Source organism: Rhizobium leguminosarum (assembly GCF_001679785.1).
GTDB classification, from domain to species: domain Bacteria; phylum Pseudomonadota; class Alphaproteobacteria; order Rhizobiales; family Rhizobiaceae; genus Rhizobium; species Rhizobium leguminosarum_R.
This window is the reverse complement of record NZ_CP016286.1, coordinates 3,906,752-3,931,874: the sequence shown is the minus strand read 5'-3', so window position 1 is coordinate 3,931,874 and position 25,123 is coordinate 3,906,752. Positions and strand designations below refer to the sequence as shown.

The window sequence follows — 25,123 nt, the reverse complement described above, 5'->3', positions numbered from 1 at the left end:
TCATGGCAAGCACGCCGACCGAAGCCATCGTCACGGGGCGCAGTTCCCTATCCGCAGCTGCGCCATTGCGTGACACGAGGCTCGACGTCTTGCGCGGCGTGGCCCTGATCATGATCTTCATCAATCATGTTCCCGGACAGATCTTCGAATATGTAACGACGAAGAATTTCGGTTTCTCCGATGCCGCCGAAGCCTTCGTGCTGATCTCGGGCATTGCCGTCGGCCTTGCATACGGGTCCCGCTTCCAGCCGGGCAACCGGCTCACGGTGGCGATCAAGGCGGTAAAGCGCGCCTTCACGCTCTATCTGGCCCATATGATCACTACCTTCATGACGCTGGCGCTCTTCATCTGCGGTGCCTGGCTGTTCCATCGGCCGGGATTGCTGGTTGAAATCAATATCCTGGCGGTTCTGATGAACCTGAAGGAAGGCATTCCGGCGCTGCTCCTGCTCGGCCACCAGATCGGCTACAACAATATCCTGCCGATGTATGGCGCGCTGATGCTGATGGTGCCGATCATCCTGCTGTTGAATGCGCGCAGCCCGTGGCTGGCGCTTGGCGTCTCGGCCACGGTCTGGCTGCTTGCGGGCATCTATGAAGTGGCGCCGCACAACATGCTGATCGAGAGTTACTGGTTCCTCAATCCGCTCTCCTGGCAGTTCCTGTTTTCGATCGGCATCGTCTCGATGCTGCATATCAAGCGCGGCGGCACGATCCCGCGGCATCCGCTGTTGCTTGCGGCCGCTGGCGGCTACGTCATGCTGTCCTTCATCTGGGTGACCGGACATCTCTGGATCTGGGGCAATTCGCTGGCGGCACTCGGGCTGCCGACGGTTATCACCGGTTTCGACAAGACCTTCCTGTCGCTGCCGCGGTTGCTGCATGTGCTGGCGCTGACCTATCTCGTCATCAGCATCCCGGCGCTGTCACGGATCCTGCGCCGTCCTGCCGACCATCCGCTCACGATCCTCGGCCGTCATTCGCTGAACATCTTCGTCGCCGGCACGATCCTCGCCATGATCGGCCAGGTGGTGCTCTACATCACCAACAAGGATCAACTGGTCGGTCCGCTCTTTGTGATTGCAGGGATCGCGATACAATTCGCCTATGCCTATTATCTTGAGCGCAAGCGCCAGCAGGGCAAGGTCAAGGGGAAACTTGTCGCCGATACCGCCACCATCCCCGTTCGCGTCCGCATTGGCGGGACGGCAAATGCCTATCGCCGGAACGATCGGAAATAGGGCTGGGATTTGCCCGACATGAAGGAGCCGGTGGCCGATGGCCGCCGGCTCAATTTTTATGTATGAGGATGTTCACCAACTTGCCGAAGGGATCTCGGACATAAAAGCGTCTGACGCCCCAAGGCTCGTCGGCCGGGCCGTACTCGATCGGGAAGCCTGAGGCCGACATTGCCTCGAAAGCGGCATCGAGGTCATCAACCTCGATCGAGAGGTCCGGCACCTCCGTTCCGGAACCGCCTTCACTGGCGATGCTGAGCTGAACGTTCATCGAGCGCGCGGCGCCGAACGTCGTGATCCACCCGTGATCCATGATGACGTCAAGACCGAGGATATCCTGATAGAAGCGCCGGGCCAGGGTGACATCCGCTGCCTGGATATTGGCGACGATGCGCAGGACCTTCATGGGTTCGCTCCCGAGGTACTCCGTGATGGGAAACGATAGCGGGGATCAGCGCGGTGATCAATCATGTGGACAGGTGTGGAGACACCGTATCGTACGGCGATCCTCCTTTGCTCCGCGCGGCATGTCCCCACAAGGAGGGTGATCGGGAGGAGGTTTGCTCTGACGCAAAGCACCAAACGCCTGGAAGGCTTGACCCAGCCAAATGCTATCGCGGTGGGAAGCCCGCGCGGCATCCCATCTCCCTCCTTGTGTAAAGTCCGGAGACATAGCTGACCGATGTTCGGAGACATGCCTGACACTTCCGTGATGATTTCTCGCGAGGTCGGGCATGGTTTGGCGGAGAGATTCCCGGCAGGTGCGACAGCGTCGCTCGGTTTTTCGCCAACGGTTTGAGGGTATGACCACCTCGGCCTCCATCTTCGCGATCGTTGCGCGCAAGGAATTGCTGTCATACGCTTTATGGCCCAGATGGCATGACCTGCCGGGTTGTTGAGAAAAGCGGACCTTGCGTGATGTCGCCGACCTGGCCGGCCGCCACGATAAAGCGCAGGGGGAGCGCATCGGCCAGCATATGGACCTTGTCGTCAGCCTATCTCTGGAACGCCCCAGCACCTGATCCTTTGCCCCCATTTCCGCTCGCCGCCTGTTGATGGGTGCGCATGATGGTGCTGTCGATCATTTAAGTTCCGATTGTCCAGTCAGCAGTGAGGGCATCAAAGGCCCGCTCCCATACTCCGGCATGGCACCAGCGACTGAACCGGCGGTGGACCGCCTTCCACTTGCCATAGCGCTCCCGGCAGGCCCTGCGAGGGTGCGCCCGAGCGCAGGATCCACAAACATCCGATCACAAAGGACCGGTTGTCTACCCCTACCCCCGTTCGACCCGGATGGCTGGCTTTGTCTGGCAACAGAGGCGAAATCCTCAACCATTTGCGCCTCGTTCAACTCCCATCAAAGGCCTCCGTGCTGCATACGGTACCCTATGGATCAGCGATCCACCGATTTGGGAATCGTGTATGTCGATTGGTCCTCAGTCCGAGAGCAAACAAAAAGGCCGGAAGGGCGTCACCCTTCCGGCCTTTATCTTGAAACCCGAACCAATCAGGCGGCTTCGGTGGTGTGGGCCTTGCGGACCTCGTCGTCCGTCAGGATGCCGCTGGCGCGCAGCAGGGCGGCGAAGCGGCCGTTGCTGTGGCTGAGTTCGTCGAAGCTGCCCTGTTCGACGACGCGGCCGTCATCCAGGAAGAGCACCATATCGGCTTCGCGGACCGTCGACAGGCGGTGGGCGATGATGAAGGTGGTGCGATTCTGGCGCAGATTGTCGATTGCGGCCTTGACGCGAGCTTCGGTTTCGACGTCGAGCGCCGAGGTCGCCTCGTCGAGCACCAGGATCGGCGCGTCCTTGAGGATGGCGCGGGCGATCGCGATGCGCTGGCGCTCGCCGCCGGAGAACTTGTTGCCGCGTTCACCGACATGCGTATCATAGCGATCCTCACGGGTCTCGATGAAGTCGGCGGCGGCGGCGGCTTCGGCCGCACGGCGCATTTCTTCTTCGCTGGCGCCTTCGCGGCCAAGGCGAATATTGTCGCTGATCGAACGGTTCAGCAGGCCCGCATCCTGGAAGACAGTGGCGATGTGGCGACGCAGCGACTTGCGGGTCACCTTGGTGATATCGGTGCCGTCAACGAGGATCTTGCCGGCCTGGGCGTCGTAGACACGCTGCAGCAGGTTGACGAGTGTCGTCTTGCCGGCGCCGGTCGGGCCGACGATCGCCACCGTCTGGCCTGCCTTCACCGAGAAGGAGACATTATGCAGGCCCTGTGAGCTGTTGCCGAAGCCGAAGGAGACGTCGCGGAATTCGATCGCACCCTTGACGTCCTTGATCTCGCCGTTGCCGGCCGGCTCTTCACGCTCACGCACCGAGTCTTCAAGCGTATAGAAGTCCTCGAGCTTGGAACGGGCCTCGAAAATCTGCGTGGCGAACTGGCGCATCAGGTCGAGACGGCCGATCAGCAGGTTGGCAAAGCCGATGAAGGCGATGACGTCGCCGACGCGCAGCTGGCCGGCCTGCACGAGCATGGTGCCGATAATCAGGACCACCATCATCGCGATGGTCGACGCCATGCGGTTCAGTGCGCTGGCGATCGCCCACCAGTCGAGCACCGGATACTGAGCTTCGAGTAGACGGTCGGCAAAGGATTTCAGCGCTCTGGTTTCGGCCTCGATGCGGTTATAGCTATGCAGGACCGAAACGTTGCTGATCGAGTCGCTGACATGCGAGAAGACGGTATGATAATGGTTCTCGACCGAAGCTTGGCCGTCCTTGGTGCGGCTCATCACGACGCGGCCGATCAGCCAGTAGGCGATGGCGAGCACCATGAGGACGGCGGAAAGGCGCAGGTCCATCGACATTGCGGTCGGTATCAGAAGGGCAAGCGCGATGACCGTCGACAGGTGGTTGCGCATGAATTCCAGCCAGAGGCCGAACAGCGTTTCGCAGGCGCGCAGCAATGTGTGCAGCGCGTTTGAGGTGCCGCGCTGATGGTGCCAGCCAAGCGGCATGGAAATGATGCGGCCGAAGGCTTCCGTCAACAGCGTCGCCCGCCGGCCATGGGCCAGCCGGTCGGCCTCGCGGGCCACCAGAACGAAAGCAATGGTGTTGAAGACGGCGAAAGTCGCCCACATGAAGAGGATGGGCTTGACCTCACCCTTGCCCGAAATCGCATCGATGATACGACCGAACAGGATCGGCTCCGCGATGGTGATCGTCGCAAGAACAATGTTTGCGACAACGACCAGGGATACGCGCAGCTTGTAGGCGCCAAGATAGCGCAGAGCCCTTGCATAGACCTTGAATAGCGTCACGTTGAAACCTCTTGTGCATCTGCGAAAAACGGGATGATGCGATGCTACAAAAGGCTACCTGAACGGGCGATTAACGGCGTATTCAGAGTTCGACCGATGTGACGATTGATACGATCGTATTATTGCAGACGCGACGAGATGGCTATGGCGCCGAAATTGCCGTTCGGCTATATCTCGCGACAATTTGCGCTTGCATTTTATTAAATGTTTAGCGCAGCATTAAATTACAGACTGCATTTATTGAAGACCGTTTCGCGACCAGCTTGACCAGCCGCCGACGGCCTCATGCGGGCATCAGGTCCGGGCAAGGGGCATATTTGTGAAAATTAATTCGTTAATTCAATTGCTTGTAATTCTGGAAGAATGCTCAAACCCTGAAGCCGTCGTCACCGAGTTGGAGCAGGTCCTCCACGGTTGCGGCTTCGAATATTACGGCCTGCTGCGCCATTTGCCGCAGAGCCCGGTACAGCAGAATCCGGAGCTTTGGGCTGCGGCGCTTGCCGGCCGCTGGCCGGAACAATGGCCGCAGATATATGCCGCGAAAAAATATGCTCTGATCGATCCGATGGTGCGCTATCTCGCCCACGCGCAGCGGCCTTTCGGCTGGCGAGAGGCGATGGCGGCCTTCCACAAGGATACCCACCAGCGCCGTATGGAGCAGATGATGGTCGATGCCTTTGGGCACGGGTTGGAGGACGGTTACATCTTTCCGATCCACGGACGCAACGGCACTCTCGCCAGCCTCAGTCTCGCCGGCAAGCCGATCGACCTGTCGCCGGTGGAAATCGCATTGCTGGAGGCGGTGGCGCGCAAGGCCTTCTGGCGGTTGCTCGATCTGAAAGGCGAGGCGCAGGCACTGGAAACCGTGCTCCCGGCCGACACGCCGCTGACGCGGCGCGAGATGGAAATCCTGCATTATCTCGCCGAAGGCATGACGTCGATGGAGATCAGCAAGATGCTGAAGATCTCAAACCACACCGTCGACTGGTATATGAACGGCCTGCAGGACAAGCTGAAGGCGAAAAACAGGCAGCAGGCGGTAGCGCTTGCCTTCCGTCATGGCCTGATAAGTTAGAGCAATTCCGCTTCTCATCGAAGCGAAACCGCTCTGCTTTTATTTTTTACGCAAGTCCGGACGGAAACCGCTTCGCACTTTTCCTGGAATTGCTTCAGCATGTCGAAAAATTGCATTTCGCAGTCGCAAGATAAATTGAACTTTCTGTGACAAGAAGTTAAGAATTTCCTTCGCGGGTGCAGCATTCCCGCGTCTGAACGTCTGAGGAGACCGTTTTGCCCATTTCCAAGATTCTCGTTGCCAATCGCTCTGAAATTGCCATTCGCGTGTTCCGCGCGGCCAACGAGCTTGGAATAAAAACCGTGGCGATCTGGGCGGAAGAGGACAAGCTGGCGCTGCACCGCTTCAAGGCGGACGAGAGCTACCAGGTCGGCCGCGGCCCGCATCTTTCCAAGGACATGGGCCCGATCGAGAGCTATCTGTCGATCGAGGAGGTGATCCGCGTTGCTAAACTCTCCGGCGCCGATGCCATCCATCCCGGCTATGGCCTGCTGTCGGAAAGCCCGGAATTCGTCGATGCCTGCAACAAGGCCGGCATCATCTTCATCGGCCCGAAGGCCGATACGATGCGCCAGCTCGGCAACAAGGTCGCAGCGCGTAACCTGGCGATCTCGGTCGGCGTTCCCGTGGTGCCGGCCACCGGGCCGTTGCCGGAGGACATGGCCGAAGTGGCGAAGATGGCGGACGGGATCGGCTACCCCGTCATGCTGAAGGCCTCCTGGGGCGGCGGCGGGCGCGGCATGCGCGCGATCCGCGATCCAAAGGATCTCGCCCGCGAGGTGACGGAAGCCAAACGCGAGGCGATGGCGGCCTTCGGCAAGGACGAGGTCTATCTGGAAAAGCTCGTCGAGCGCGCCCGACACGTCGAAAGCCAGGTTCTCGGCGATACGCATGGCAATGTCGTGCATCTCTTCGAGCGTGACTGCTCGATCCAGCGCCGCAACCAGAAGGTCGTCGAGCGCGCACCGGCGCCCTATCTCTCGGAGGCGCAGCGCCAGGAACTCGCCGCCTATTCGCTGAAGATCGCGGCCGCGACCAATTATATCGGCGCCGGTACCGTCGAATATCTGATGGATGCCGATACCGGCAAATTCTACTTCATCGAAGTCAATCCGCGCATCCAGGTCGAGCATACGGTGACCGAAGTCGTCACCGGCATCGATATCGTCAAAGCGCAGATCCACATTCTCGACGGCTTTGCGATCGGGACGCCGGAATCGGGCGTGCCGCGCCAGGAGGATATCCGTCTCAACGGCCATGCGCTGCAGTGCCGCATCACCACGGAAGATCCGGAGCATAATTTCATTCCGGATTACGGCCGCATCACCGCCTATCGTTCGGCGTCCGGTTTCGGCATCCGCCTCGATGGTGGCACCTCCTATTCGGGCGCGATCATCACCCGCTTTTATGATCCGCTTCTCGTCAAGGTCACGGCATGGGCGCCCAATCCGTCCGAAGCGATCGCCCGCATGGACCGGGCGCTGCGCGAATTCCGCATTCGCGGCGTGGCAACCAACCTGACCTTCCTCGAAGCGATCATCGGCCATCCGAAGTTCAGGGATAACAGCTACACGACACGCTTCATCGACACGACGCCGGAACTCTTCCAGCAGGTCAAGCGCCAGGATCGCGCCACGAAGCTGCTGACCTACCTCGCCGACGTCACCGTCAATGGCCATCCCGAGGCGAAGGACAGGCCGAGGCCGCTGGAAAATGCGGCCGAGCCGGTGGTTCCCTACGCCAACGGCAATGCGATCAAGGATGGTACGAAGCAGCTCCTCGACACGCTCGGCCCGAAGAAATTCGGCGAATGGATGCGCAACGAGAAGCGCGTGCTTTTGACCGACACGACGATGCGCGACGGCCATCAGTCGCTGCTCGCCACCCGCATGCGCACCTATGACATCGCCCGCATTGCCGACACCTATGCGCATGCGCTGCCGAACCTTTTGTCGCTCGAATGCTGGGGCGGCGCGACCTTCGACGTCTCCATGCGCTTTCTGACCGAGGACCCGTGGGAGCGCCTGGCGCTGATCCGCGAGGGCGCGCCGAACCTTCTGCTGCAGATGCTGCTGCGCGGCGCCAACGGCGTCGGCTACACCAATTATCCCGACAATGTCGTCAAATATTTCGTCCGCCAGGCGGCCAGGGGCGGCATCGATCTCTTCCGCGTCTTCGACTGCCTGAACTGGGTCGAGAACATGCGCGTCTCGATGGATGCCATTGCCGAGGAGAACAAGCTCTGCGAGGCGGCGATCTGCTATACCGGCGATATCCTGAACTCGGCCCGTCCGAAATACGATCTGAAATACTACACCGACCTTGCGGTCGAACTCGAGAAGGCGGGGGCGCATATCATCGCGCTCAAGGATATGGCGGGCCTTCTCAAACCTGCGGCTGCGAAGGTTCTGTTCAAGGCGCTGCGCGAGGCGACCAGCCTGCCGATCCATTTCCACACGCATGATACATCGGGTATTGCGGCCGCGACCGTTCTTGCCGCCGTCGATGCCGGCGTCGATGCCGTCGATGCCGCCATGGATGCGCTGTCCGGCAATACCTCGCAGCCCTGTCTCGGCTCGATCGTCGAGGCGCTGCGCGGCACGGAACGTGATCCGGGCCTCGATCCGGAATGGATCCGCCGCATCTCCTTCTATTGGGAAGCGGCGCGGAACCAATATGCCGCCTTCGAAAGCGATCTGAGGGGCCCGGCATCCGAAGTCTATCTGCACGAAATGCCGGGTGGCCAGTTCACTAACCTCAAGGAACAGGCCCGCTCGCTCGGGCTCGAGACCCGCTGGCATCAGGTCGCGCAGGCCTATGCCGACGCCAACCAGATGTTCGGCGATATCGTCAAGGTGACGCCGTCTTCCAAGGTCGTCGGCGACATGGCGCTGATGATGGTGTCCCAGGACCTGACGGTTGCCGACGTCGTCAGCACCGACAAGGAAGTCTCCTTCCCGGAATCGGTGGTCTCGATGCTGAAGGGCGATCTCGGCCAGCCGCCGTCAGGATGGCCCGAAGCGCTGCAGAAGAAGGCGCTGAAGGGCGACAAGCCCTATACCGTGCGCCCCGGCTCGCTGCTCAAGGAGGCTGATCTCGATGCGGAGCGCAAAGTCATCGAGACGAAACTCGAGCGCGAGGTCAGCGACTTCGAATTCGCTTCCTATCTGATGTATCCGAAGGTCTTCACCGACTTCGCGCTCGCCTCCGATACCTACGGACCGGTCTCGGTGCTGCCGACACCCGCCTATTTCTACGGTCTCAAGGACGGCGAGGAACTGTTTGCCGACATCGAGCGCGGCAAGACGCTCGTCATTGTCAACCAGGCGATGAGCGCCACCGACAGCCAAGGCATGGTGACCATCTTCTTCGAGCTCAACGGCCAGCCGCGCCGCATCAAGGTGCCGGACCGGGCCCACGGGGCGACGGGTGCGGCCGTCCGCCGCAAGGCCGAACCAGGCAACGCCGTTCATGTCGGCGCGCCGATGCCGGGTGTCATCAGCCGTGTCTTCGTCTCGCCCGGCCAGGCCGTCAATGCCGGCGACGTGCTCGTCTCCATCGAAGCGATGAAGATGGAAACGGCGCTGCATGCGGAAAAGGATGGGACGATTTCCGAAGTACTGGTGCGGGCCGGCGATCAGATCGATGCCAAGGATCTGCTCGTCGTCTACGCAGGCTGAAGGCGCCCATCGGCCGACTTGGCGTGCGGGCTCCATTCACTCGATTGTGTACGATCGGCCTGTCAAAAAGCTGATTTTTCGAAGCCTTCGTGCCTTGCCCGGCGCGGAGGCTTTCTCATAAAGTTGCGCTCCCATTATCCGCCCCCAAGACCCATCAGGAAATGATACCCATGAGCAAGTTGAAGATTGCCGTCATCGTCGGCAGCACGCGTATTGGCCGTTTTGCCGAGCATCCGGCCAAGTGGATTGCCGCTATCGCCGGCGAACGGCAGGACATCGAGGTCGAGGTTCTCGACCTGCTCAACTACCCCATGCATTTTTTCGGCGAGCAGCGCGCGACGACCGCTGAAAGCGAGACGGCGGAGCGCTGGAAAAAGAAGCTGCGTGAATTCGACGGCTTCATTTTCACCGTCGCCGAGTACAATCACGCTCCGACGGCGGTTCTGAAGAACGCCATCGACCTCGGCGAGTTCATCCACAAGCCGGTCGGCTTCGTCGGTTACGGCGGCGTCGGCGGCGCACGTGCGGTCGAGCATCTCCGGCTGATCTTCGTGGAAATGGGGGCGGCTTCAGTGAAAACCGGCGTGCATATCGCGCTTGGCGAATATCTCGGCGTCCTCAAGGAAGGCAAGAGCCTCAGCGATTACGCGCATCTCAACGAAGCGGCGAAGAACCAACTCGACCAGCTCACCTGGTGGGGCAATGCGCTGAAGGCGGCGCGCGCGGTCGTCACGGCCTCCTGATTGGAGTTCCAGCAATGCCGGATCCCGGCAATGGATCCGGATGATTTTAGGCCAGGTCAGCCTAAAATCTGAATCCGGATCTAAATCAAAGAAATAGAGCATGATGTCGTCCGAAAACCGCTCACACTTTTCGGCATCATCCTCTAGCTCAGATATCGTAAGTATGGGCGGCGTTGATCGTCGAGATGAAACGTTTGGTGCGTTCGCGCTCCGGCGCGCTGAAGATCGCTCTGGCGCTGCCCGTTTCCACCACGCTGCCGGCTTCCAGGAAAACCACGTCATTGGCGATCTTCGAGGCGAGCCGGAGATCGTGGGTCGCCATCACCATCGTCGTGCCTTCGCTGGCAAGTTGGCCCAGCACATCGACCACTTCGGCCGAAAGCTCGGGATCGAGGGCGGATGTCGGCTCGTCGCACAGAAGCACGCGCGGCGAGGGCGCCAGCGCGCGGGCGATCGCGACGCGCTGCTGCTGGCCGCCCGACAGCGTCGAAGGCCAGGCATCGGCCTTGTGGGTCATGCCGACCTTGGTCAGCAATTCCATCGCACGCTCGCGAGCTTTTGGCCTCGGCCATCTCAGCACCGTCACCAGGCCTTCCATGACATTCTCGATCGCGGTCTGATGCGGAAAGAGCTGGAAGTTCTGGAAGACCATGCCGGTCTGGCGGCGGATCTTCTGGATCGCCGGCCAGCTCGTTCGTTTGCCCGGCGCAAAGGCCAGCGTTTCCTCTCCGAGGCGGATGGAGCCGGCGGTTGGAATTTCGAGCAGGTTGATGCAGCGCAGCAGCGTGCTCTTGCCGCCGCCCGAAGGCCCAACCAGCGCGGTGACGCTGCCTTCGGGGATGCGGATGCTGATATCCTTGAGGATGACGGCGTCGCCGAAACGCTTTTCGATGTTGGCAAGCTCGATCATGCATTTGCCTCCAGCATGCCGCCGTACCGCGCGAAGCGGCGTTCCAGCCGCACCTGCAGCTGCGAGAGGACGGAGCTCAGGACGAGATAGACCAGCGCTGCCTCGATATAGAGGATCAACGGCTCATAGGTGGTGGCGACGATGCGCTGTGCGGCCTGGAACAGCTCGGGCACGGTGATGGCAGCGGCAAGCGAGGTGTCTTTGACCAGCGAGATGAAGGTGTTCGACAAAGGTGGCACGGCGACGCGGGCGGCCTGCGGCAGGATGGTGCGGCTCATCGCCTGGCGCCAGCTCATGCCGATCGAATAGGCGGCTTCCCACTGGCCCTTCGGTACCGAGGAAATGACGGCGCGGATGATCTCGGAGCTATAGGCGCCGATATTCAGCGTGAAGCCGATGAGGGCGGCTGGAAAGGCATCGAGCAGGATGCCGAGGCTCGGCAGGCCGTAGAAGATGACGAAGAGCTGCACAAGCAGCGGCGTGCCGCGAATGACCCAGACATAGAAGCGCGCGATGGCGGACAGCGGCATCGGCCCGAAGAGCCGGGCGATCGCGGTGGCGAGCCCAAGCGTCAGGCCGAAGGCGAAGGATAGCAGGGTCAGCGGAATGGTGAAGATCAACCCCGCCCAGAGGAGCGAGGGGAGCGATTCCGCCATCAGTTGGAGCCAGTGCGGCAAGGGCGTTCCTTCTGGTCGGGTTGGGCCGTTGAAGTGGAATACCCCTCCCCAACCCCTCCCCACAAGGGGGAGGGGCTAATAGGAGGCCCCGGCGCACCAAATAGCGACCGTACTGTTGGCTGGGAGGCTGTTTTGAGATGTGAACGGCAGCATCCCAACCCCCTCCCCTTGTGGGGAGGGGTTGGGAAGCGGTCTAAATTACTTGGAAACGTCCTGGCCGAAATATTTGTCGGCGATCTTCTTGTAAGTGCCGTCGGACTTGATGTCGGCAAGCGCCTTGTTGATTTCGGCCAGAAGCTCCGGCTCGTTCTTGCGGATGATGATGCCGGAGTAATCGGCATTTTCCTGCTCGGCGACGATCTTTACCGGCGCGTCCGGCTTGTGCTTCTTGAAATCGAGGAAGGAGAGGCTGTCGTTGATCGTGGCGTCGGCGCGCTTGGTCAATACCAACTGGATCGATTGATCGAAACCGTCGGTGCCGACGAGTTCGGCACCGGCTTCGGTTGCGAGCTTGCCGAAGTTGCTGGTCAGCGACTGGGCGGCCTTCTTGCCCTTCAGATCGGCGAAGGACTTGATGCTGTCGTCGCCGTCGCGGGCGATCAACACGGCCTTGGAGGCGATATAAGGCTCGGAGAAATCGTATTTCTGCTTGCGGGTCTCGGTGATGCCGACCTGGTTGATGACGGTGTCGTAGCGCTTGGCGTCGAGACCGGCGATCAGGCCATCCCACTTGCCTTCGACGAATTCGGCCTTGACGCCGAGCTTGGCGGCGATGGCTTCGCCGATCTCGACATCGAAGCCGACGAGCTTGCCGCTTTCGTCATGGTAGGTGAAGGGCGCATAGGTGCCTTCGGTGCCGATCTTGAAGACGCCGGCCGATTTGATGGCGGCGAGATTTTCATCGGCATGGGCAGGCAGCAGGGCTGCAGCCTGAATGAGAGCAGCGGCGGCGACGGTTTTCAACCAGTTCATTGTTTTATCCATCCTTGGGAGGTTGTCATCGGGTGGGGATAGTTTGCAGAAAATTAGGGCGCCGGAAGCGTAGAAAACTGCGAATAAAAGCAGCAACTGCAAATATTTTTCTCAAGCGGCCGTCTGAATCACGAATCCTGCAGAAACAGGCATCAGGCCGCGATGCGGCGGCGCAACTTTTCGCTGACGATGATGATCAATCCGGCGCCGAGGATCATCGCCGCGCCGACGACCACATTGGGCGTGGGGATATCGGCCCAGATGAGACAGCTATATTCGAATGGCGCAAGCACCGAGACGGGCGCCTGGCGCATGCCTTCGAAAAGGGCGAACTGCGCGCAGCCCGCAACGACGCCGGTGGCGATGAGGAGGGCGAGCTGCGTCATATCGGGTGTCTGCAAAGTGTAGAGAACGGCAATGCCGGTCATGGCAAGAAAAAGACGTTGGAAACGGCGAGCTGGATGATGGTCTTTTCGTGCAGCGAGGTCTTGCGCTCTGGCGGTGGAGCTTTGTTTCGAAACGTCAGAAAACGTGTGACCGTGCATGTTGCCTGCATGATCATAAGCGGTTATGCACGTTTTCGGTTTATGAGGTCTCGAATCGGTAGGAACATGCAGGATTTTCTGTTGCGAGAGCGCCAAGGCGTGATTTCCGAGAGGTTGCGGCTGAATGGCCGCGTGCTGGCGACGGAGCTTGCGCTCGAATTCGGTGTCTCCGAGGATACGGTGCGGCGGGATCTGCGAGAGATGGCGGCGGCAGGGCTCTGCGAGCGGGTTTATGGCGGTGCATTGCCGGTCTCGCCGGCGCATGGAAGCATGACGCAACGCATCGGCTTTGCCGCTGACCGGAAACAGGCGCTGGCGCGCGCTGCGGCAAAGCAGATTGCCGCCGGTTCGACCGTGTTTTTCGATGCCGGCAGCACCAATCTGGCGATTGCCAACGCATTACCGGCCGAGCTTGCGCTCACGGCTGCGACGAATGCGCCGGCGATTGCCGCAGCGCTGATCGACAAGCCTGCCGTCAACGTCATTCTGATCGGCGGGATGGTCGACCGGCAGACGGGCGGTTCGCTCGGCGCCAAGGCCTTGCGGGATATGGAACAGATTTCGCCCGATCTCTGCATTCTCGGCGCCTGCGGCGTCGATCTCGAGGCCGGCATCACGGTGTTCGGCTTCGAGGATGCGGAATTCAAGCGGTTTGCGACATCCAGGAGCAAAAGGGTGTTGGTGGCTGCAACCTCGGAGAAATTCGGCACTGCTGCCCCCCATAGCATCCTGCCGGTCGCCCATTGCGAATGCCTGGTCGTCGAGCACGATGCCGATCCGGCCATTCTCGCCGGCTACCGCGAGCGCGGATGCAGGACTGTTCTCGCCGAGAAAACGAACTGAGGCGCCATCATAGAGTTTAGGGAAACCGGGCCAAGCAAGCCCGGCAATGAGGAAGACCGGAAATGGATAGTCATGTGAGTGCGCCGGGAGCCAGAAGTGGCTTCATTACCAGAAGCAGGGCGGCGGTTTCCCTGCTCTTTCTTATGAACGGTTTTGTCGTCGGCTGCTGGGCGCCGAAGATCCCGGATTTTGCCGAGCGCCTGGCGCTGACCAAGTTCGAGCTTGGGCTGATGATCCTGGTCTTCGGCGTCGGCTCGCTGGTCATGATGCCGATCGCCGGTGCGCAGATCGCCAAACACGGCTCGCGTGTCGTCGTTCAAGTGCTGGCCGTCTGCGTGCTGCCGTTGCTGCTGGCATTGACGCTGGCGCCAAATGTGCTCACCGGGGCAATCTCGCTCTTCCTGTTCGGCGGCTTCATCGGCGCAATGGATGTGGCGATGAATGCCAATGCGGTGTCGGTCGAGAAATCCATGCGCCGCGCCATCATGTCGTCCTGCCACGCTTTCTGGAGCCTTGGCGGACTGATCGGCTCCGGTCTCGGCGGCATCGTAATCGCCAAGCTCGGCATTCTCGGCCATGCGCAACTGGCGACGGTGCTGGCGGCAATCTTCCTTGCCGTCGCCTGGCCGATGATCCTTGCCGATCCGCCGCATCCCGACACCAAGAAGGAAAAGACGAAGCTGCCGATGGTGCCGCTGCCGTGGCTGCTCGGATTGATGGCGCTGTTCAGCATGGTGCCGGAAGGTGCTGTTCTCGACTGGGGCGCGCTCTATCTTCGGCAGGAAATGGATGCGTCCGTCGCGCTTTCCGGTCTTGGTTTCGCAGCCTTTTCGGCCACTATGGCAATCATGCGCTTTGGCGGCGACCTGGTGCGCGACCGTCTGGGCGGCGTCAAGACGCTACGCATCTGCACTTTATTTGCCATTGTCGGCATGCTGCTTGCTGGCCTGGCGCCCAATGCCGAGCTTGCCATCCTGGGCTTTGCGTTTTGCGGTATCGGCATTTCCAACATGGTGCCGATCGCTTTCTCGGCGGCGGGCAATATTCCCGGACTCAAGCCCGGCATCGGCATCTCGGTGGTCACCACCATGGGCTATTCCGGCATGCTGGTTGCGCCATCGTTGATCGGCTTCGTCGCCGAGCATATCGGTTTTGCCGTCGTTTTCATGGCGCTGCCAGTGCTGCTCATCGTCGTTCTGCTGCTGTCCAACCTGGCCCATTATGCCGATGAGACCTCCGGAGGCGGTCACTGAGCCACCTCCCAACAAAAGTGATATCAGGGGCGGTTGACAAGCAGCCGGCCTTGATCCACCTGAAAAGCACTGTTTTTAGGGGTGCAAGAACTCTCCATGTTGTCAGCCGCCGATTTTGATCCGAAACCGCGCCGCGCTTCCGTTGCCGTCGATGTCGGCGGCGTCATCGTCGGCGGCGGGGCGCCGGTCGTCGTGCAGTCCATGACGAACACCGATACGGCCGATATCGATTCCACCGTCGCGCAGGTCGCCGCTCTCCACCGGGCGGGTTCGGAACTGGTGCGCATTACCGTCGACCGCGACGAGAGTGCGGCCGCCGTGCCGAAGATCCGCGAGCGGCTGCTGCGCCTCGGCATGGACGTGCCCTTGATCGGCGACTTCCATTATATCGGTCATAAGCTGCTTGCCGATCATCCGGATTGTGCCGAAGCGCTGGCGAAATACCGCATCAACCCCGGCAATGTCGGCTTCAAGGACAAGAAGGACAAGCAGTTCGCCGAGATCATCGAGATGGCGATCCGCTATGACAAGCCGGTGCGCATCGGCGTCAACTGGGGCTCGCTCGATCAGGATCTGCTGACGGCGCTGATGGACCGGAACGCCGAAGCCGGGTCGCCGCTTTCGGCCCGGCAGGTAACGCGCGAGGCGATCGTGCAGTCGGCGCTGCTGTCGGCAGCCCTTGCCGAAGAGATCGGCCTGCCGCGCAACCGCATCATCCTGTCGGCCAAAGTCAGCCAGGTTCAGGACCTGATCGCCGTCAATTCCATGCTCGCCGAACGCTCCAATCATGCGCTGCATCTCGGCCTGACCGAAGCCGGCATGGGCACCAAGGGCATCGTCGCCTCGTCGGCGGCGATGGGCTTCGTGCTGCAGCACGGCATCGGCGATACGATCCGCGTGTCGCTGACGCCCGAGCCGAACGGCGACCGCACGCGTGAAGTCCAGGTGGCGCAGGAAATCCTGCAGGTCATGGGCTTCCGCCAGTTCATTCCCGTGGTTGCGGCCTGTCCGGGCTGCGGACGCACGACGTCGACGGTATTCCAGGAACTTGCCCAGAACATCCAGAACGACATCCGCAAAAACATGCCGGTCTGGCGCGAGAAATATCCCGGCGTCGAGGCGCTGAACGTCGCCGTCATGGGCTGCATCGTCAATGGGCCGGGCGAAAGCAAACATGCCGATATCGGCATTTCGCTTCCGGGCACCGGCGAGACGCCGGCCGCCCCCGTCTTCATCGACGGCAGGAAGGCGCTGACGCTGCGCGGTCCCAATATCGCCGCCGATTTCGAGGCGCTTGTCGTCGACTATATCGAGAAGCGTTTCGGCCAGCGGACGGCGGCGGAATGACCGCCCGCAACTTCGGATGAGCCAGTACTGGTCGCCAATCGTTAGCAAGCTTCGGCCCTATGTCGCGGGCGAGCAGCCCCGTATCGCGAACATGGTCAAGCTCAATACCAACGAAAATCCTTACGGGCCGTCTCCGAAGGCGCTCACGGCGATCCGGGAGGCGGCGGACAATCGTCTGCGGCTCTATCCCGATCCCACTGCCACGGAATTGCGCGAGACGATCGCGGCTCGTTTCGGCCTGAGGGCGGAGGAAGTATTCGTCGGCAATGGCTCCGACGAAGTTCTCGCGCATGCGTTCCAGGCGCTGCTGAAACATGAGCGGCCGCTTCTCTATCCCGATGTGACCTACGCCTTCTATTCGACCTATAGCCTGCTATACGGTGTCGAAGCGATCGAGGTGCCTGTTGACGATGGGTTCCGGATCCGGCTGGCCGATTACGACAGGCCCTGCGGCGCGATCATCATCCCCAATCCGAATGCGCCGACCGGCATCGGCCTGCCGCTCACCGGTATCGAAGCACTTCTTGCCGCCCACGCGGATGCGGTCGTCGTCATCGACGAGGCCTATATCGATTTCGGCGGCGAGAGCGCCACCGGGCTCGTTTCAACCTATCCCAACCTGTTGGTGATCCAGACCCTGTCGAAGTCCCGTTCGCTTGCCGGTCTGCGCATCGGCTTCGCGCTGGGGCAGCGGCCGCTGATCGAGGCGCTGGAGCGGGTCAAGGACAGTTTCAATTCCTATCCACTCGATCGTCTGGCGCAGCTTGCCGCGACGGCGGCGATCAAGGACGAGGCGTGGTTCGAGACAGGCCGGAGGAACATCATCGCCAGCCGGGAAAGCCTTGTTGGGGAACTCGAAGCGCTTGATTTCGACGTGCTGCCGTCCCAGGCGAATTTCGTTTTCGCGAGGCACGAAAGCCGTTCGGGAGCAGCGCTTCAAGCCGCCCTGCGGGAGCGCGGCATTCTCGTCCGGCATTTTGCCAAGCCGCGTATTTCGGACTTCCTGCGGATCAGCATCGGCACGGATGAAGAGTGTGCCCGTCTGGTCTCCGCTCTCAAGGAGATACTGGCGGCCTGACCTGTCGCTTCAGCTCTTCCGGTCGGCGATGAAATGCGCTGCAGAAGTGAGGATCGAGGCACGGGCGCCGTAGGGGGCAAGCAGCGCTTTTGCATCGCGGACATGCTCGCGGAGCTGGGCTTCGGCCCATTCCATGCCGCGCAGGGCCACAAGTGTTCCCTTGCCGCGGGCTGCATCCTTGCCGGTCGCCTTGCCCATGGTCGCCGCATCCGAGGTCAGGTCGAGAATGTCGTCGGCAAGCTGGAAAGCAAGACCGATCTTTTCGCCGAAGGCGCGCAGGCGGCGGCGATCTTCCGGCGGGCTTGCCGCGATGACGGCGCCGGCTTCGCAGGCGAAGCGGATCAGCGCGCCCGTTTTCATCGCCTGCAGGCGGATGATGCCGGCCTCGTCGGGCGCCTGCTTTTCCGCCGCGAGATCAAGCGCCTGGCCGCCGGCCATGCCGCCGAGACCGGCTGCACGGGCAAGGGCCAGCACCAGCGATGCCTTGCTCGTATCGGCAAGGGTCGTTTCCGGCGCGGCGATGATGTCGAAGGCATAGGTCAGCAGGCTGTCGCCGGCGAGGATCGCCGTCGCTTCGTCGAACTTGATGTGTACCGTCGGTTTGCCGCGGCGCAGGTCGTCATCGTCCATGGCCGGCAGGTCGTCATGCACGAGGGAATAGCAGTGGACGCATTCGAGGGCGGCGCCGACACGAAGTGCCGCCTCGGCGTCGCCGCCGAGAAGGGCTGCACTTTCGACGACGAGAAACGGGCGCAGCCGCTTGCCGCCGTTCAGCACAGCATAATGCATGGCATCGCGCAGCGTCTCGGGCCTGGCGATTTCATCGGAAAGGGCACTCGGTGAAAGCAATGCGTCGAGCAGCGCCTCGATGTCGCGGGCGTTGTTCTTCAGCCTCGTCTCGAAAGTGTCCCGGTTCGCGTCCATGGGCGCTGTTTGGCATGAGCGCCCCCGGGCTTGCAACGGAATTGTCGATGGCGGCAGCAAGATTCGCCGCGCACTCTGGCATAAGCTCCGCACAGGCGTTATGAGAACGACAGGAGCGAAATCGGACTGGGAACATTGGATATAGCGCCGGAGAGAGAGGACAGCGTCGACATGCCGGCTCGTCGGCGATGGTTCGAAGACAGGCGTGTGTTGAAACGCGTTGTTCTTGCCGTGCTGATCGTGCTGATCCTTCCCTATGCGCTGATCTTTTTCTATCTGCTGCCCTTCATTCACCCCGTCTCGACACTGATGCTGCGCGATCTCGTGCTGCTGCGTGGCTACGACAGGCAATGGGTGTCGCTTGATAAGATCGCCCCTGTTGTGGTGCAGTCGGTGATGATGTCGGAGGATGGGCAATATTGCTTTCACGGCGGTGTCGACTGGGCGGAAATGCGCATGCTGGTCGAGGATACGCTGAAAGGTCAGGCGACGCGTGGCGGCAGTACGATCCCGATGCAGACGGCGAAAAACCTCTTCCTTTGGAACGGCCGCTCCTTCGTACGCAAGGCGCTGGAACTTCCGCTCGCGGTGACCACGGATTTCGTTCTGTCGAAACGGCGGTTGATGGAAATCTATCTCAATATCGCCGAATGGGGTCCCGGTATTTACGGCATCGAGGCGGCGGCCCAACACCATTTCAAGGTGCCGGCCTCGAAGCTGACGCGGCGCCAGGCATCGCTGCTTGCCGTCTCGCTGCCGAACCCGATCGACCGCAATGCCGGCAAGCCCGGACGAGGCCTTCGCCGGCTCGCCGGCTTGATCGAGAGGCGTGCGCAAGGTTCGGGCGATTACATCAAGTGCATCTACGATTGAGACCAGAACTTGTCATTAGAGCATGATGATGCCCGAAAACCGCTCACAGTTTTCGGCATCATGAGAAGCGGCAAGCGTCATCGAGGCGCCCTGTTTTCGAGCTTGCCCCGCCGGTATTCTGCGTGCTCAAGGACATGAACCATCTTCACGAATTGCTGATCTTCGATTTCGAAGCCTGAACGGGAGAGGCCCATGGACAGACCGACGCTCTACATCGCCAACAAGAATTATTCCTCCTGGTCGTTCCGGCCGTGGATGGCGCTGACGGGCGCCGGTGTCGATTTCGAGGAAGTCCTCATCCCCTTCGACTATGCGGGTGGCAATCCCAACATCAAGGCCATCTCACCCACCGGGCGTGTGCCGTTGCTGCAGCACGGCGCATTGAAGGTCTGGGAATCGCTGGCGATCATCGAATATGTCGCCGAGCTTTATCCGGACGCCGGCCTTCTGCCGAGGGATCGCGCTAAGCGGGCGCTCGCCCGTTCGGTTTCGATGGAAATGCTGTCGAGCTTTCGGGCGCTGCGCAGTGCCTGCCCGATGAATATTCGCCGGCCGAAGGGCAGGATCGCGTTGCCGGATGGCGTCGACGCCGATATCAGCCGCATCGAGACGATCTGGCGCAACCTACTGCAGCAATCCGGCGGACCGTTTCTGTTTGGCGCGTTCAGCGGGGCGGATGCGATGTTTGCGCCTGTCGTCAACCGGTTCGACATTTATGACCTCGTCAGCCGAAACGATACGCTGGCCTATATGGAGACCATGAAGGCGCATCCGGCCTGGCGGAAATGGGAAGAGGCGGCCCGCGCCGAGCCTTGGATCGTGCCGGAAGACGAAGTCTGAGCCTGGAATCATCGGCTTTGCAAAAAATACGCATGGGGACTGGTCAAGGTCACCCCTTGCATGTATAAGCGCGCCAAATTCCGAAATCGCGACATGTCCGTTTCGGCCGCCGGTGTGGCCGTGGGAATGTTTTGCCCGCAAGTGGAGAAGAGAAATGGCTGTACCGAAGAGAAAAACAAGCCCGTCCAAGCGCGGTATGCGCCGTTCGGCAGACGCCCTTAAGGCTCCGACCTATGTCGAAGACAAGAACTCCGGCGAACTGCGCCGCCCGCATCATATCGACCTGAAGACCGGTATGTATCGCGGCCGCCAGGTTCTGACGCCGAAGGAAAGCGCGTAATTTCCCGATTCGGCTTGTCCGATCGAAGTTTCAAGGCCGGCGTCATGCCGGCCTTTTGCATTTCGACAATATAATATTTGCAATGACTTGCGGTGGGGCAAGGGTTTGCGGCAGTATTCTTCCATGATGCGCTGGGAGATTGCCGATGATAGCCGCCATGCCCCTAATGATTATCCCGTTTATTCTTTACAATCTTGCGATGCTGGGCCTGATGGGCGATGGCGGAATTCCGGCACTGCAACATGATATCATCGTGCTGTCGATGATCTCGGGCGCGATCTGGAGCATGGCGCTCGGCGATCTTTTCATCGTCATCGCCCTTGTCGTGCTGTTCTTCGAAATCCTCAAGGCGACCAGAACCGGTCCCGGCAATCTCGTCAACCACATGCTGTCGATGCTGGTGTTCATCGCCTTCCTGGTCGAGTTTCTGCTCGTCCGGGATGCTGCGACACAGGTCTTCTTCATTTTGATGACGATCGCTCTGATCGATGTCATCGGCGGTTTTGCCGTGTCGATCCGGAGCGCCGGGCGGGATGTCTCGATCGGATTATAGGTTGTCGAGCTTGTTCTGAAGGGCGCGGAGCTGTTCCTTCAGCTCGTCGATATCCTTGGCCTCGGCCTTGCGGCTTTCCTTGGCGGGCGGCGTCATGAAGGGCGAGAACATCTGCATCGCCTGCTGAAACAGCTCGGTGTTACGGCGAACATGGTCCTCGACCATCTGCATCGGCAACTGCAGGTTCTTGCCGAGCGGCGTTTCGCCGAAGGCGCGGTTCACCTGCTCGCGCATCTGAGCCTGCTGTTCGGTAAAGGAGCGCATCGAATGTTCGAGAAAGCTCGGCACGACCATCTGCATCTGGTCGCCGTAATAGGTGATGAGCTGGCGCAGGAAGGAGATCGGGAGCAACGTATTGCCGGTCTTCGATTCCTGTTCGAAGATGATCTGGGTCAGCACCGAATGGGTGATGTCATCTCCGCTTTTTGCATCCTGGACGGTAAATTCTTCGCCCTTCTTCACCATCTCCGCCAGGTCTTCCAGCGTCACGTAGGTGCTGGTGCCCGTGTTGTATAGGCGTCGATTGGCGTATTTCTTGATAACGATCTGACCCTCATGCTTCGCCATATCAGTCTCCTGAACCCCCGTCTGATTTATGGATATTCCTCCATTTGAGACTGTAAACGCAAAAGAAGGCCGGTGACAATCTCTTTGTGCGATGCGGCAAACCTTTCACGGAGCAGATGAATCGGGCTCCGGCGGGCTGCTGCCGAAAAATGGCCGCAGCCGGTCTTCGCGTTTGACTTGTGCTCCAAGCTTTGCCAGTTTCCAATTATGTAAGTGAGACGAAAACGAGGAGCGTCCCCATGAGCAATCCATCCATCGTCATCGCCAGCGCAGGGCGAACAGCAGTCGGCGCCTTCAACGGTGCTTTCGCGACGGTTCTCGCGCATGAGCTCGGGGCGGCCGTCATCAAGGGCGCGCTCGAGCGCGCCGGCGTCGATGCCGGCGAGGTGGATGAGGTGATCCTCGGCCAGGTGCTTGCCGCCGGCGAGGGCCAGAACCCGGCTCGGCAAGCGGCGATGAAGGCCGGCATTCCGCAGGAAGCGACGGCCTGGGGCGTCAACCAGCTCTGTGGCTCGGGCCTGCGCGCGGTCGCGCTCGGCATGCAGCAGATCGCCACCGGCGATGCCAAGATCATCGTTGCCGGCGGCCAGGAGTCCATGTCGATGGCGCCGCATGCCGCGCACTTACGCGGCGGCGTCAAGATGGGCGACATGAAGATGATCGACACGATGATCAAGGACGGCTTGACCGACGCCTTCCATGGCTACCACATGGGCATCACCGCCGAGAATATTGCGCGCCAGTGGCAGCTTTCGCGCGACGACCAGGATCAGTTCGCGGTCAGCTCTCAGAACAAGGCGGAGGCCGCGCAGAAGGCCGGCCGTTTTACCGACGAGATCATCCCCTACGTCATCAAGACACGTAAGGGCGACGTTACGGTCGATACCGATGAATATATCCGTCACGGCGCGACGATTGAAGCGATGGGGAAGCTGCGCCCGGCCTTCGACAAGGACGGCACGGTCACGGCCGCGAACGCGTCCGGCCTCAACGACGGTGCTGCTGCGGCCGTGCTGATGAGCGAAGCGGAGGCGGTCCGGCGCGGTATCCAGCCGCTCGCCCGCATCGTTTCCTGGGCAACGGCGGGTGTCGATCCGCAGATCATGGGCACCGGACCGATCCCGGCTTCGCGCAAGGCGCTCGAGAAGGCCGGCTGGTCGGTCAACGATCTCGATCTCGTCGAAGCCAACGAGGCCTTCGCGGCGCAAGCCTGCGCCGTCACCAAAGATCTCGGATGGGATCCGTCGATCGTCAACGTCAATGGCGGAGCGATCGCGATCGGCCATCCGATCGGCGCCTCGGGTGCGCGCGTTCTCAACACGCTGCTGTTCGAAATGAAGCGCCGCGGCGCAAAGAAGGGTCTCGCGACGCTTTGCATCGGGGGTGGCATGGGTGTGGCTATGTGCTTTGAAGCACTTTAAATAGCATACGATCCATGTTTGATTGAAGATCCGCCAAGCGGCGGGGCGAAAAACAAAAGGGGAGCGGAACATGAGCAGAGTGGCTTTGGTCACCGGGGGTACACGCGGCATCGGCGCGGCAATATCCATGGCACTGAAAAATGCCGGATACAGGGTCGCCGCCAGCTATGCCGGCAACGACGAGAAGGCCAAAGCCTTCCACGACGTTACCGGCGTTCCGGTGTTCAAATGGGATGTTTCGGATTACCTCGCCTGCGGCGAGGGAATTGCCCGGGTCGAAAGCGAGATCGGCCCAGTCGAAATCCTCGTCAACAATGCCGGCATCACCCGCGACGCGATGTTCCACAAGATGACGCAGCAGCAATGGCACGAGGTGATCAATACCAACCTCACCGGCCTGTTCAACATGACCCATCAGGTCTGGACCGGCATGCGTGACCGCAGCTTCGGCCGTATCGTCAATATCTCGTCGATCAACGGGCAGAAGGGCCAGATGGGCCAGGTGAACTATTCGGCGGCCAAGGCGGGCGATCTCGGCTTCACCAAGGCGCTGGCCCAGGAAGGGGCGAACAAGAACATCACCGTCAACGCCATTTGCCCCGGTTACATCGGAACGGAAATGGTGCTTGCCGTGCCGGAGAAGGTGCTGAACGAACGCATCATTCCGCAGATCCCCGTCGGTCGTCTCGGCGAACCGGAAGAGATCGCGCGTTGCGTCACCTTCCTCGTCTCCGACGATGCCGGCTTCATCACCGGTTCGACGCTGACGGCCAATGGCGGACAGTTCTTCGCCTAGGCATTTCTGTCTTCGAGTCGACAGTAGAGATCAGAGTCAAAGCAATTGGCGCGTCCGGCCGGACGCGCCAATTGCTGTTTATGAACGTCGCTGTGGCCGAGCTCTGGCCGGCACTTTGCGCAGCGAAGGATCATCGGTGCTGAGGGCTGATATCGCGGTCGTCAGGAAAGCCGATGCGATGAGAACGGCGATGAGGGAATTCAGCAAAATCTGAATCATGGAAGCGTTTCCTTTCCGGTGCGCTGGGCGGCTCTGCCTGTCCGTTGCGCTCTGAAGGAAATATGTGCCTGGCCGTTGGGCGGCGGTAGGTTTGACTTTCGCAACCGATTGTCAACGTCTCGTTGACGGATGCGGCGGGCCAAAAGAAAACGGGCGCCGAAGCGCCCGTTGGGAGTCCGATATGCTTGCCGATCAGTAGCGGCAACGGGCCTCGTAGCGGCGGCCGTAACGGTCGCGATAGACGCAGTAGCCGCGGCGTTCGACCGACTGGCCGATCAGAGCGCCGGTCAAACCGCCAGCAACGGCGCCGACGGCGGCACCACCCCAGCTGTTGGTGACGGCACCGCCGATGACCGCACCGGTGCCGGCCCCGATCGCCGTACCTTGCTCGGTCGCTGTGCAGGATGCCAAGGCGCCGACGAGGGCACCAATAAGAACAATCTTCTTCATCATGTCGTAACTCCCCAGGTTAGTTGGGCTTTAGATGCGGCCCATTAGTACAAGGATAATGATAATCACGAGAACTAGCCCCAAACCGCCGGAAGGTCCATAGCCCCAGCCACGGCTATAACCCCAATTCGGCAAGGCTCCGATCAAGAGCAGAATGAGGATAATAAGAAGTATCGTGCCAAGCATGGTGTGTTTCCTTCATTTCATCCGCAATTTGGATGGACGAGAAACACGCATTGGCGATTTTTGTTCCCGGTTGAGCTCTGGAAATGTGACGAAGCCTGATTCACGGTTTAATTTCCGTCTTCTCGTAAAAATGCCGCTATGGTTAAAAAGACATTTAAATACAATATGTTGCGGTGAACAAAGCGGGAAAATCGCGATGTCGCCGATTCGTCAGCGATTCGTTCCGTTTTTGATCGGCGAGCCGAGATCGACCGCCCTGCTTAACGCTATCTGAATCCGGCGCTTGAAAGATTAATACTGATACGACGAGGCGGAGCGAGGC

Annotated in this window: 23 protein-coding genes and 2 pseudogenes; 15 read left to right on the top strand and 10 right to left on the bottom strand. The window is 60.6% G+C overall.

All coding sequences use genetic code 11. The features are described 5' to 3' along the window. The first annotated feature begins 2 nt into the window (after positions 1-2). A complete protein-coding gene (locus BA011_RS19225; protein WP_065281624.1) occupies positions 3-1,241 on the top strand; it encodes an OpgC family protein in 1,239 nt (412 codons plus the stop codon). A 49-nt stretch (positions 1,242-1,290) separates the two neighbouring features. On the opposite strand, the gene BA011_RS19220 is transcribed toward BA011_RS19225, so the two are convergent. Both BA011_RS19220 and BA011_RS19215 read right to left on the bottom strand, forming a co-directional pair. Next, entirely contained in the window at positions 1,291-1,644 is a 354-nt protein-coding gene (locus BA011_RS19220) for a VOC family protein (protein WP_065281623.1), read from the bottom strand. 1,101 nt (positions 1,645-2,745) lie between these two features. Further along, on the bottom strand, positions 2,746-4,509 hold the full coding sequence (locus BA011_RS19215; RefSeq protein ID WP_065281622.1) for a glucan ABC transporter ATP-binding protein/ permease: 1,764 nt from the start codon (positions 4,507-4,509) through the stop codon (positions 2,746-2,748). A gap of 319 nt (positions 4,510-4,828) precedes the next feature. Here BA011_RS19215 and BA011_RS19210 point away from each other — a divergent pair, with 319 nt between their 5' ends. The 3 genes from BA011_RS19210 to BA011_RS19200 all read left to right on the top strand — a co-directional run bounded on the left by BA011_RS19210 (position 4,829) and on the right by BA011_RS19200 (position 10,007). Continuing rightward, complete coding sequence (locus BA011_RS19210) at positions 4,829-5,584, top strand: helix-turn-helix transcriptional regulator (protein WP_065281621.1); 756 nt, start codon at positions 4,829-4,831, stop codon at positions 5,582-5,584. A 215-nt stretch (positions 5,585-5,799) separates the two neighbouring features. Continuing rightward, on the top strand, positions 5,800-9,264 hold the full coding sequence (gene pyc / locus BA011_RS19205) for a pyruvate carboxylase (RefSeq protein ID WP_065281620.1): 3,465 nt from the start codon (positions 5,800-5,802) through the stop codon (positions 9,262-9,264). 170 nt (positions 9,265-9,434) lie between these two features. Further along, positions 9,435-10,007 carry an NADPH-dependent FMN reductase gene (locus BA011_RS19200; protein ID WP_065281619.1) on the top strand — a complete coding sequence of 191 codons (573 nt, stop codon included), beginning with the start codon at positions 9,435-9,437 and terminating at the stop codon, positions 10,005-10,007. Between the two features lie 148 nt (positions 10,008-10,155). Here BA011_RS19200 and BA011_RS19195 read toward each other — a convergent pair whose 3' ends face one another. From BA011_RS19195 to BA011_RS19180, 4 genes and pseudogenes are all read right to left on the bottom strand, one after another. Beyond that, the gene (locus BA011_RS19195; protein WP_065281618.1) at positions 10,156-10,917 is read right to left on the bottom strand and encodes an amino acid ABC transporter ATP-binding protein; all 762 of its coding nucleotides are present in this window, start codon (positions 10,915-10,917) and stop codon (positions 10,156-10,158) included. Next, on the bottom strand, positions 10,914-11,594 hold the full coding sequence (locus BA011_RS19190; RefSeq protein WP_027668542.1) for an amino acid ABC transporter permease: 681 nt from the start codon (positions 11,592-11,594) through the stop codon (positions 10,914-10,916). The genes BA011_RS19195 and BA011_RS19190 overlap by 4 nt, the downstream gene beginning before the upstream one ends. Before the next feature lie 198 nt (positions 11,595-11,792). Next, a complete protein-coding gene (locus BA011_RS19185; RefSeq protein WP_065281617.1) occupies positions 11,793-12,566 on the bottom strand; it encodes an amino acid ABC transporter substrate-binding protein in 774 nt (257 codons plus the stop codon). A gap of 152 nt (positions 12,567-12,718) precedes the next feature. After that, positions 12,719-13,059: pseudogene (locus tag BA011_RS19180) on the bottom strand (EamA/RhaT family transporter); the annotation flags it as partial. Between the two features lie 118 nt (positions 13,060-13,177). Between BA011_RS19180 and BA011_RS19175 the strand changes: the two are divergent. From BA011_RS19175 to hisC, 4 genes are all read left to right on the top strand, one after another. Beyond that, positions 13,178-13,954: a DeoR/GlpR family DNA-binding transcription regulator gene (locus BA011_RS19175; RefSeq protein WP_065281616.1), complete on the top strand. Its 777-nt coding sequence runs from the start codon at positions 13,178-13,180 to the stop codon at positions 13,952-13,954. A gap of 62 nt (positions 13,955-14,016) precedes the next feature. After that, the gene (locus BA011_RS19170; protein WP_065281615.1) at positions 14,017-15,207 is read left to right on the top strand and encodes an MFS transporter; all 1,191 of its coding nucleotides are present in this window, start codon (positions 14,017-14,019) and stop codon (positions 15,205-15,207) included. 96 nt (positions 15,208-15,303) lie between these two features. After that, a complete protein-coding gene (gene ispG, locus BA011_RS19165) occupies positions 15,304-16,554 on the top strand; it encodes a flavodoxin-dependent (E)-4-hydroxy-3-methylbut-2-enyl-diphosphate synthase (RefSeq protein WP_017995512.1) in 1,251 nt (416 codons plus the stop codon). A gap of 16 nt (positions 16,555-16,570) precedes the next feature. After that, positions 16,571-17,632: a histidinol-phosphate transaminase gene (hisC, locus tag BA011_RS19160; RefSeq protein WP_065281614.1), complete on the top strand. Its 1,062-nt coding sequence runs from the start codon at positions 16,571-16,573 to the stop codon at positions 17,630-17,632. 9 nt (positions 17,633-17,641) lie between these two features. On the opposite strand, the gene BA011_RS19155 is transcribed toward hisC, so the two are convergent. Further along, entirely contained in the window at positions 17,642-18,556 is a 915-nt protein-coding gene (locus tag BA011_RS19155) for a polyprenyl synthetase family protein (RefSeq protein WP_065281613.1), read from the bottom strand. A 135-nt stretch (positions 18,557-18,691) separates the two neighbouring features. On the opposite strand from BA011_RS19155, the gene mtgA reads away from it, so the two are divergent. The 5 genes and pseudogenes from mtgA (at position 18,692) to BA011_RS19135 (ending at position 21,162) form a co-directional block, all read left to right on the top strand. Continuing rightward, the gene (gene mtgA, locus BA011_RS19150; protein WP_151343498.1) at positions 18,692-19,429 is read left to right on the top strand and encodes a monofunctional biosynthetic peptidoglycan transglycosylase; all 738 of its coding nucleotides are present in this window, start codon (positions 18,692-18,694) and stop codon (positions 19,427-19,429) included. A gap of 92 nt (positions 19,430-19,521) precedes the next feature. Continuing rightward, a pseudogene (locus BA011_RS45130) lies at positions 19,522-19,608 on the top strand (DUF1868 domain-containing protein); the annotation flags it as partial. 13 nt (positions 19,609-19,621) lie between these two features. Then, positions 19,622-20,269 carry a glutathione S-transferase family protein gene (locus BA011_RS19145; RefSeq protein WP_065281611.1) on the top strand — a complete coding sequence of 216 codons (648 nt, stop codon included), beginning with the start codon at positions 19,622-19,624 and terminating at the stop codon, positions 20,267-20,269. Positions 20,270-20,423: 154 nt separating this feature from the next. Continuing rightward, on the top strand, positions 20,424-20,609 hold the full coding sequence (rpmF, locus tag BA011_RS19140) for a 50S ribosomal protein L32 (RefSeq protein WP_003543812.1): 186 nt from the start codon (positions 20,424-20,426) through the stop codon (positions 20,607-20,609). A gap of 145 nt (positions 20,610-20,754) precedes the next feature. Then, a complete protein-coding gene (locus BA011_RS19135; protein WP_003543801.1) occupies positions 20,755-21,162 on the top strand; it encodes a hypothetical protein in 408 nt (135 codons plus the stop codon). On the opposite strand, the gene phaR is transcribed toward BA011_RS19135, so the two are convergent. After that, positions 21,157-21,729, bottom strand: a complete 573-nt coding sequence (gene phaR / locus BA011_RS19130) for a polyhydroxyalkanoate synthesis repressor PhaR (protein WP_017962532.1) — start codon at positions 21,727-21,729, stop codon at positions 21,157-21,159. The two genes, BA011_RS19135 and phaR, sit on opposite strands and share 6 nt — an antisense overlap. 239 nt (positions 21,730-21,968) lie before the next feature. Between phaR and BA011_RS19125 the strand changes: the two genes are divergently transcribed. Together BA011_RS19125 and BA011_RS19120 are read left to right on the top strand one after the other, a co-directional pair. Further along, positions 21,969-23,150, top strand: a complete 1,182-nt coding sequence (locus BA011_RS19125; RefSeq protein ID WP_025396413.1) for an acetyl-CoA C-acetyltransferase — start codon at positions 21,969-21,971, stop codon at positions 23,148-23,150. Between the two features lie 70 nt (positions 23,151-23,220). Next, entirely contained in the window at positions 23,221-23,946 is a 726-nt protein-coding gene (locus BA011_RS19120; protein WP_017962530.1) for a beta-ketoacyl-ACP reductase, read from the top strand. 411 nt (positions 23,947-24,357) lie between these two features. On the opposite strand, the gene BA011_RS19115 is transcribed toward BA011_RS19120, so the two are convergent. Both BA011_RS19115 and BA011_RS19110 read right to left on the bottom strand, forming a co-directional pair. Continuing rightward, positions 24,358-24,618 carry a YMGG-like glycine zipper-containing protein gene (locus BA011_RS19115; RefSeq protein WP_003543792.1) on the bottom strand — a complete coding sequence of 87 codons (261 nt, stop codon included), beginning with the start codon at positions 24,616-24,618 and terminating at the stop codon, positions 24,358-24,360. A gap of 27 nt (positions 24,619-24,645) precedes the next feature. Beyond that, a complete protein-coding gene (locus BA011_RS19110) occupies positions 24,646-24,801 on the bottom strand; it encodes a DUF3309 family protein (protein ID WP_017962528.1) in 156 nt (51 codons plus the stop codon). Positions 24,802-25,123 lie beyond the last annotated feature (322 nt).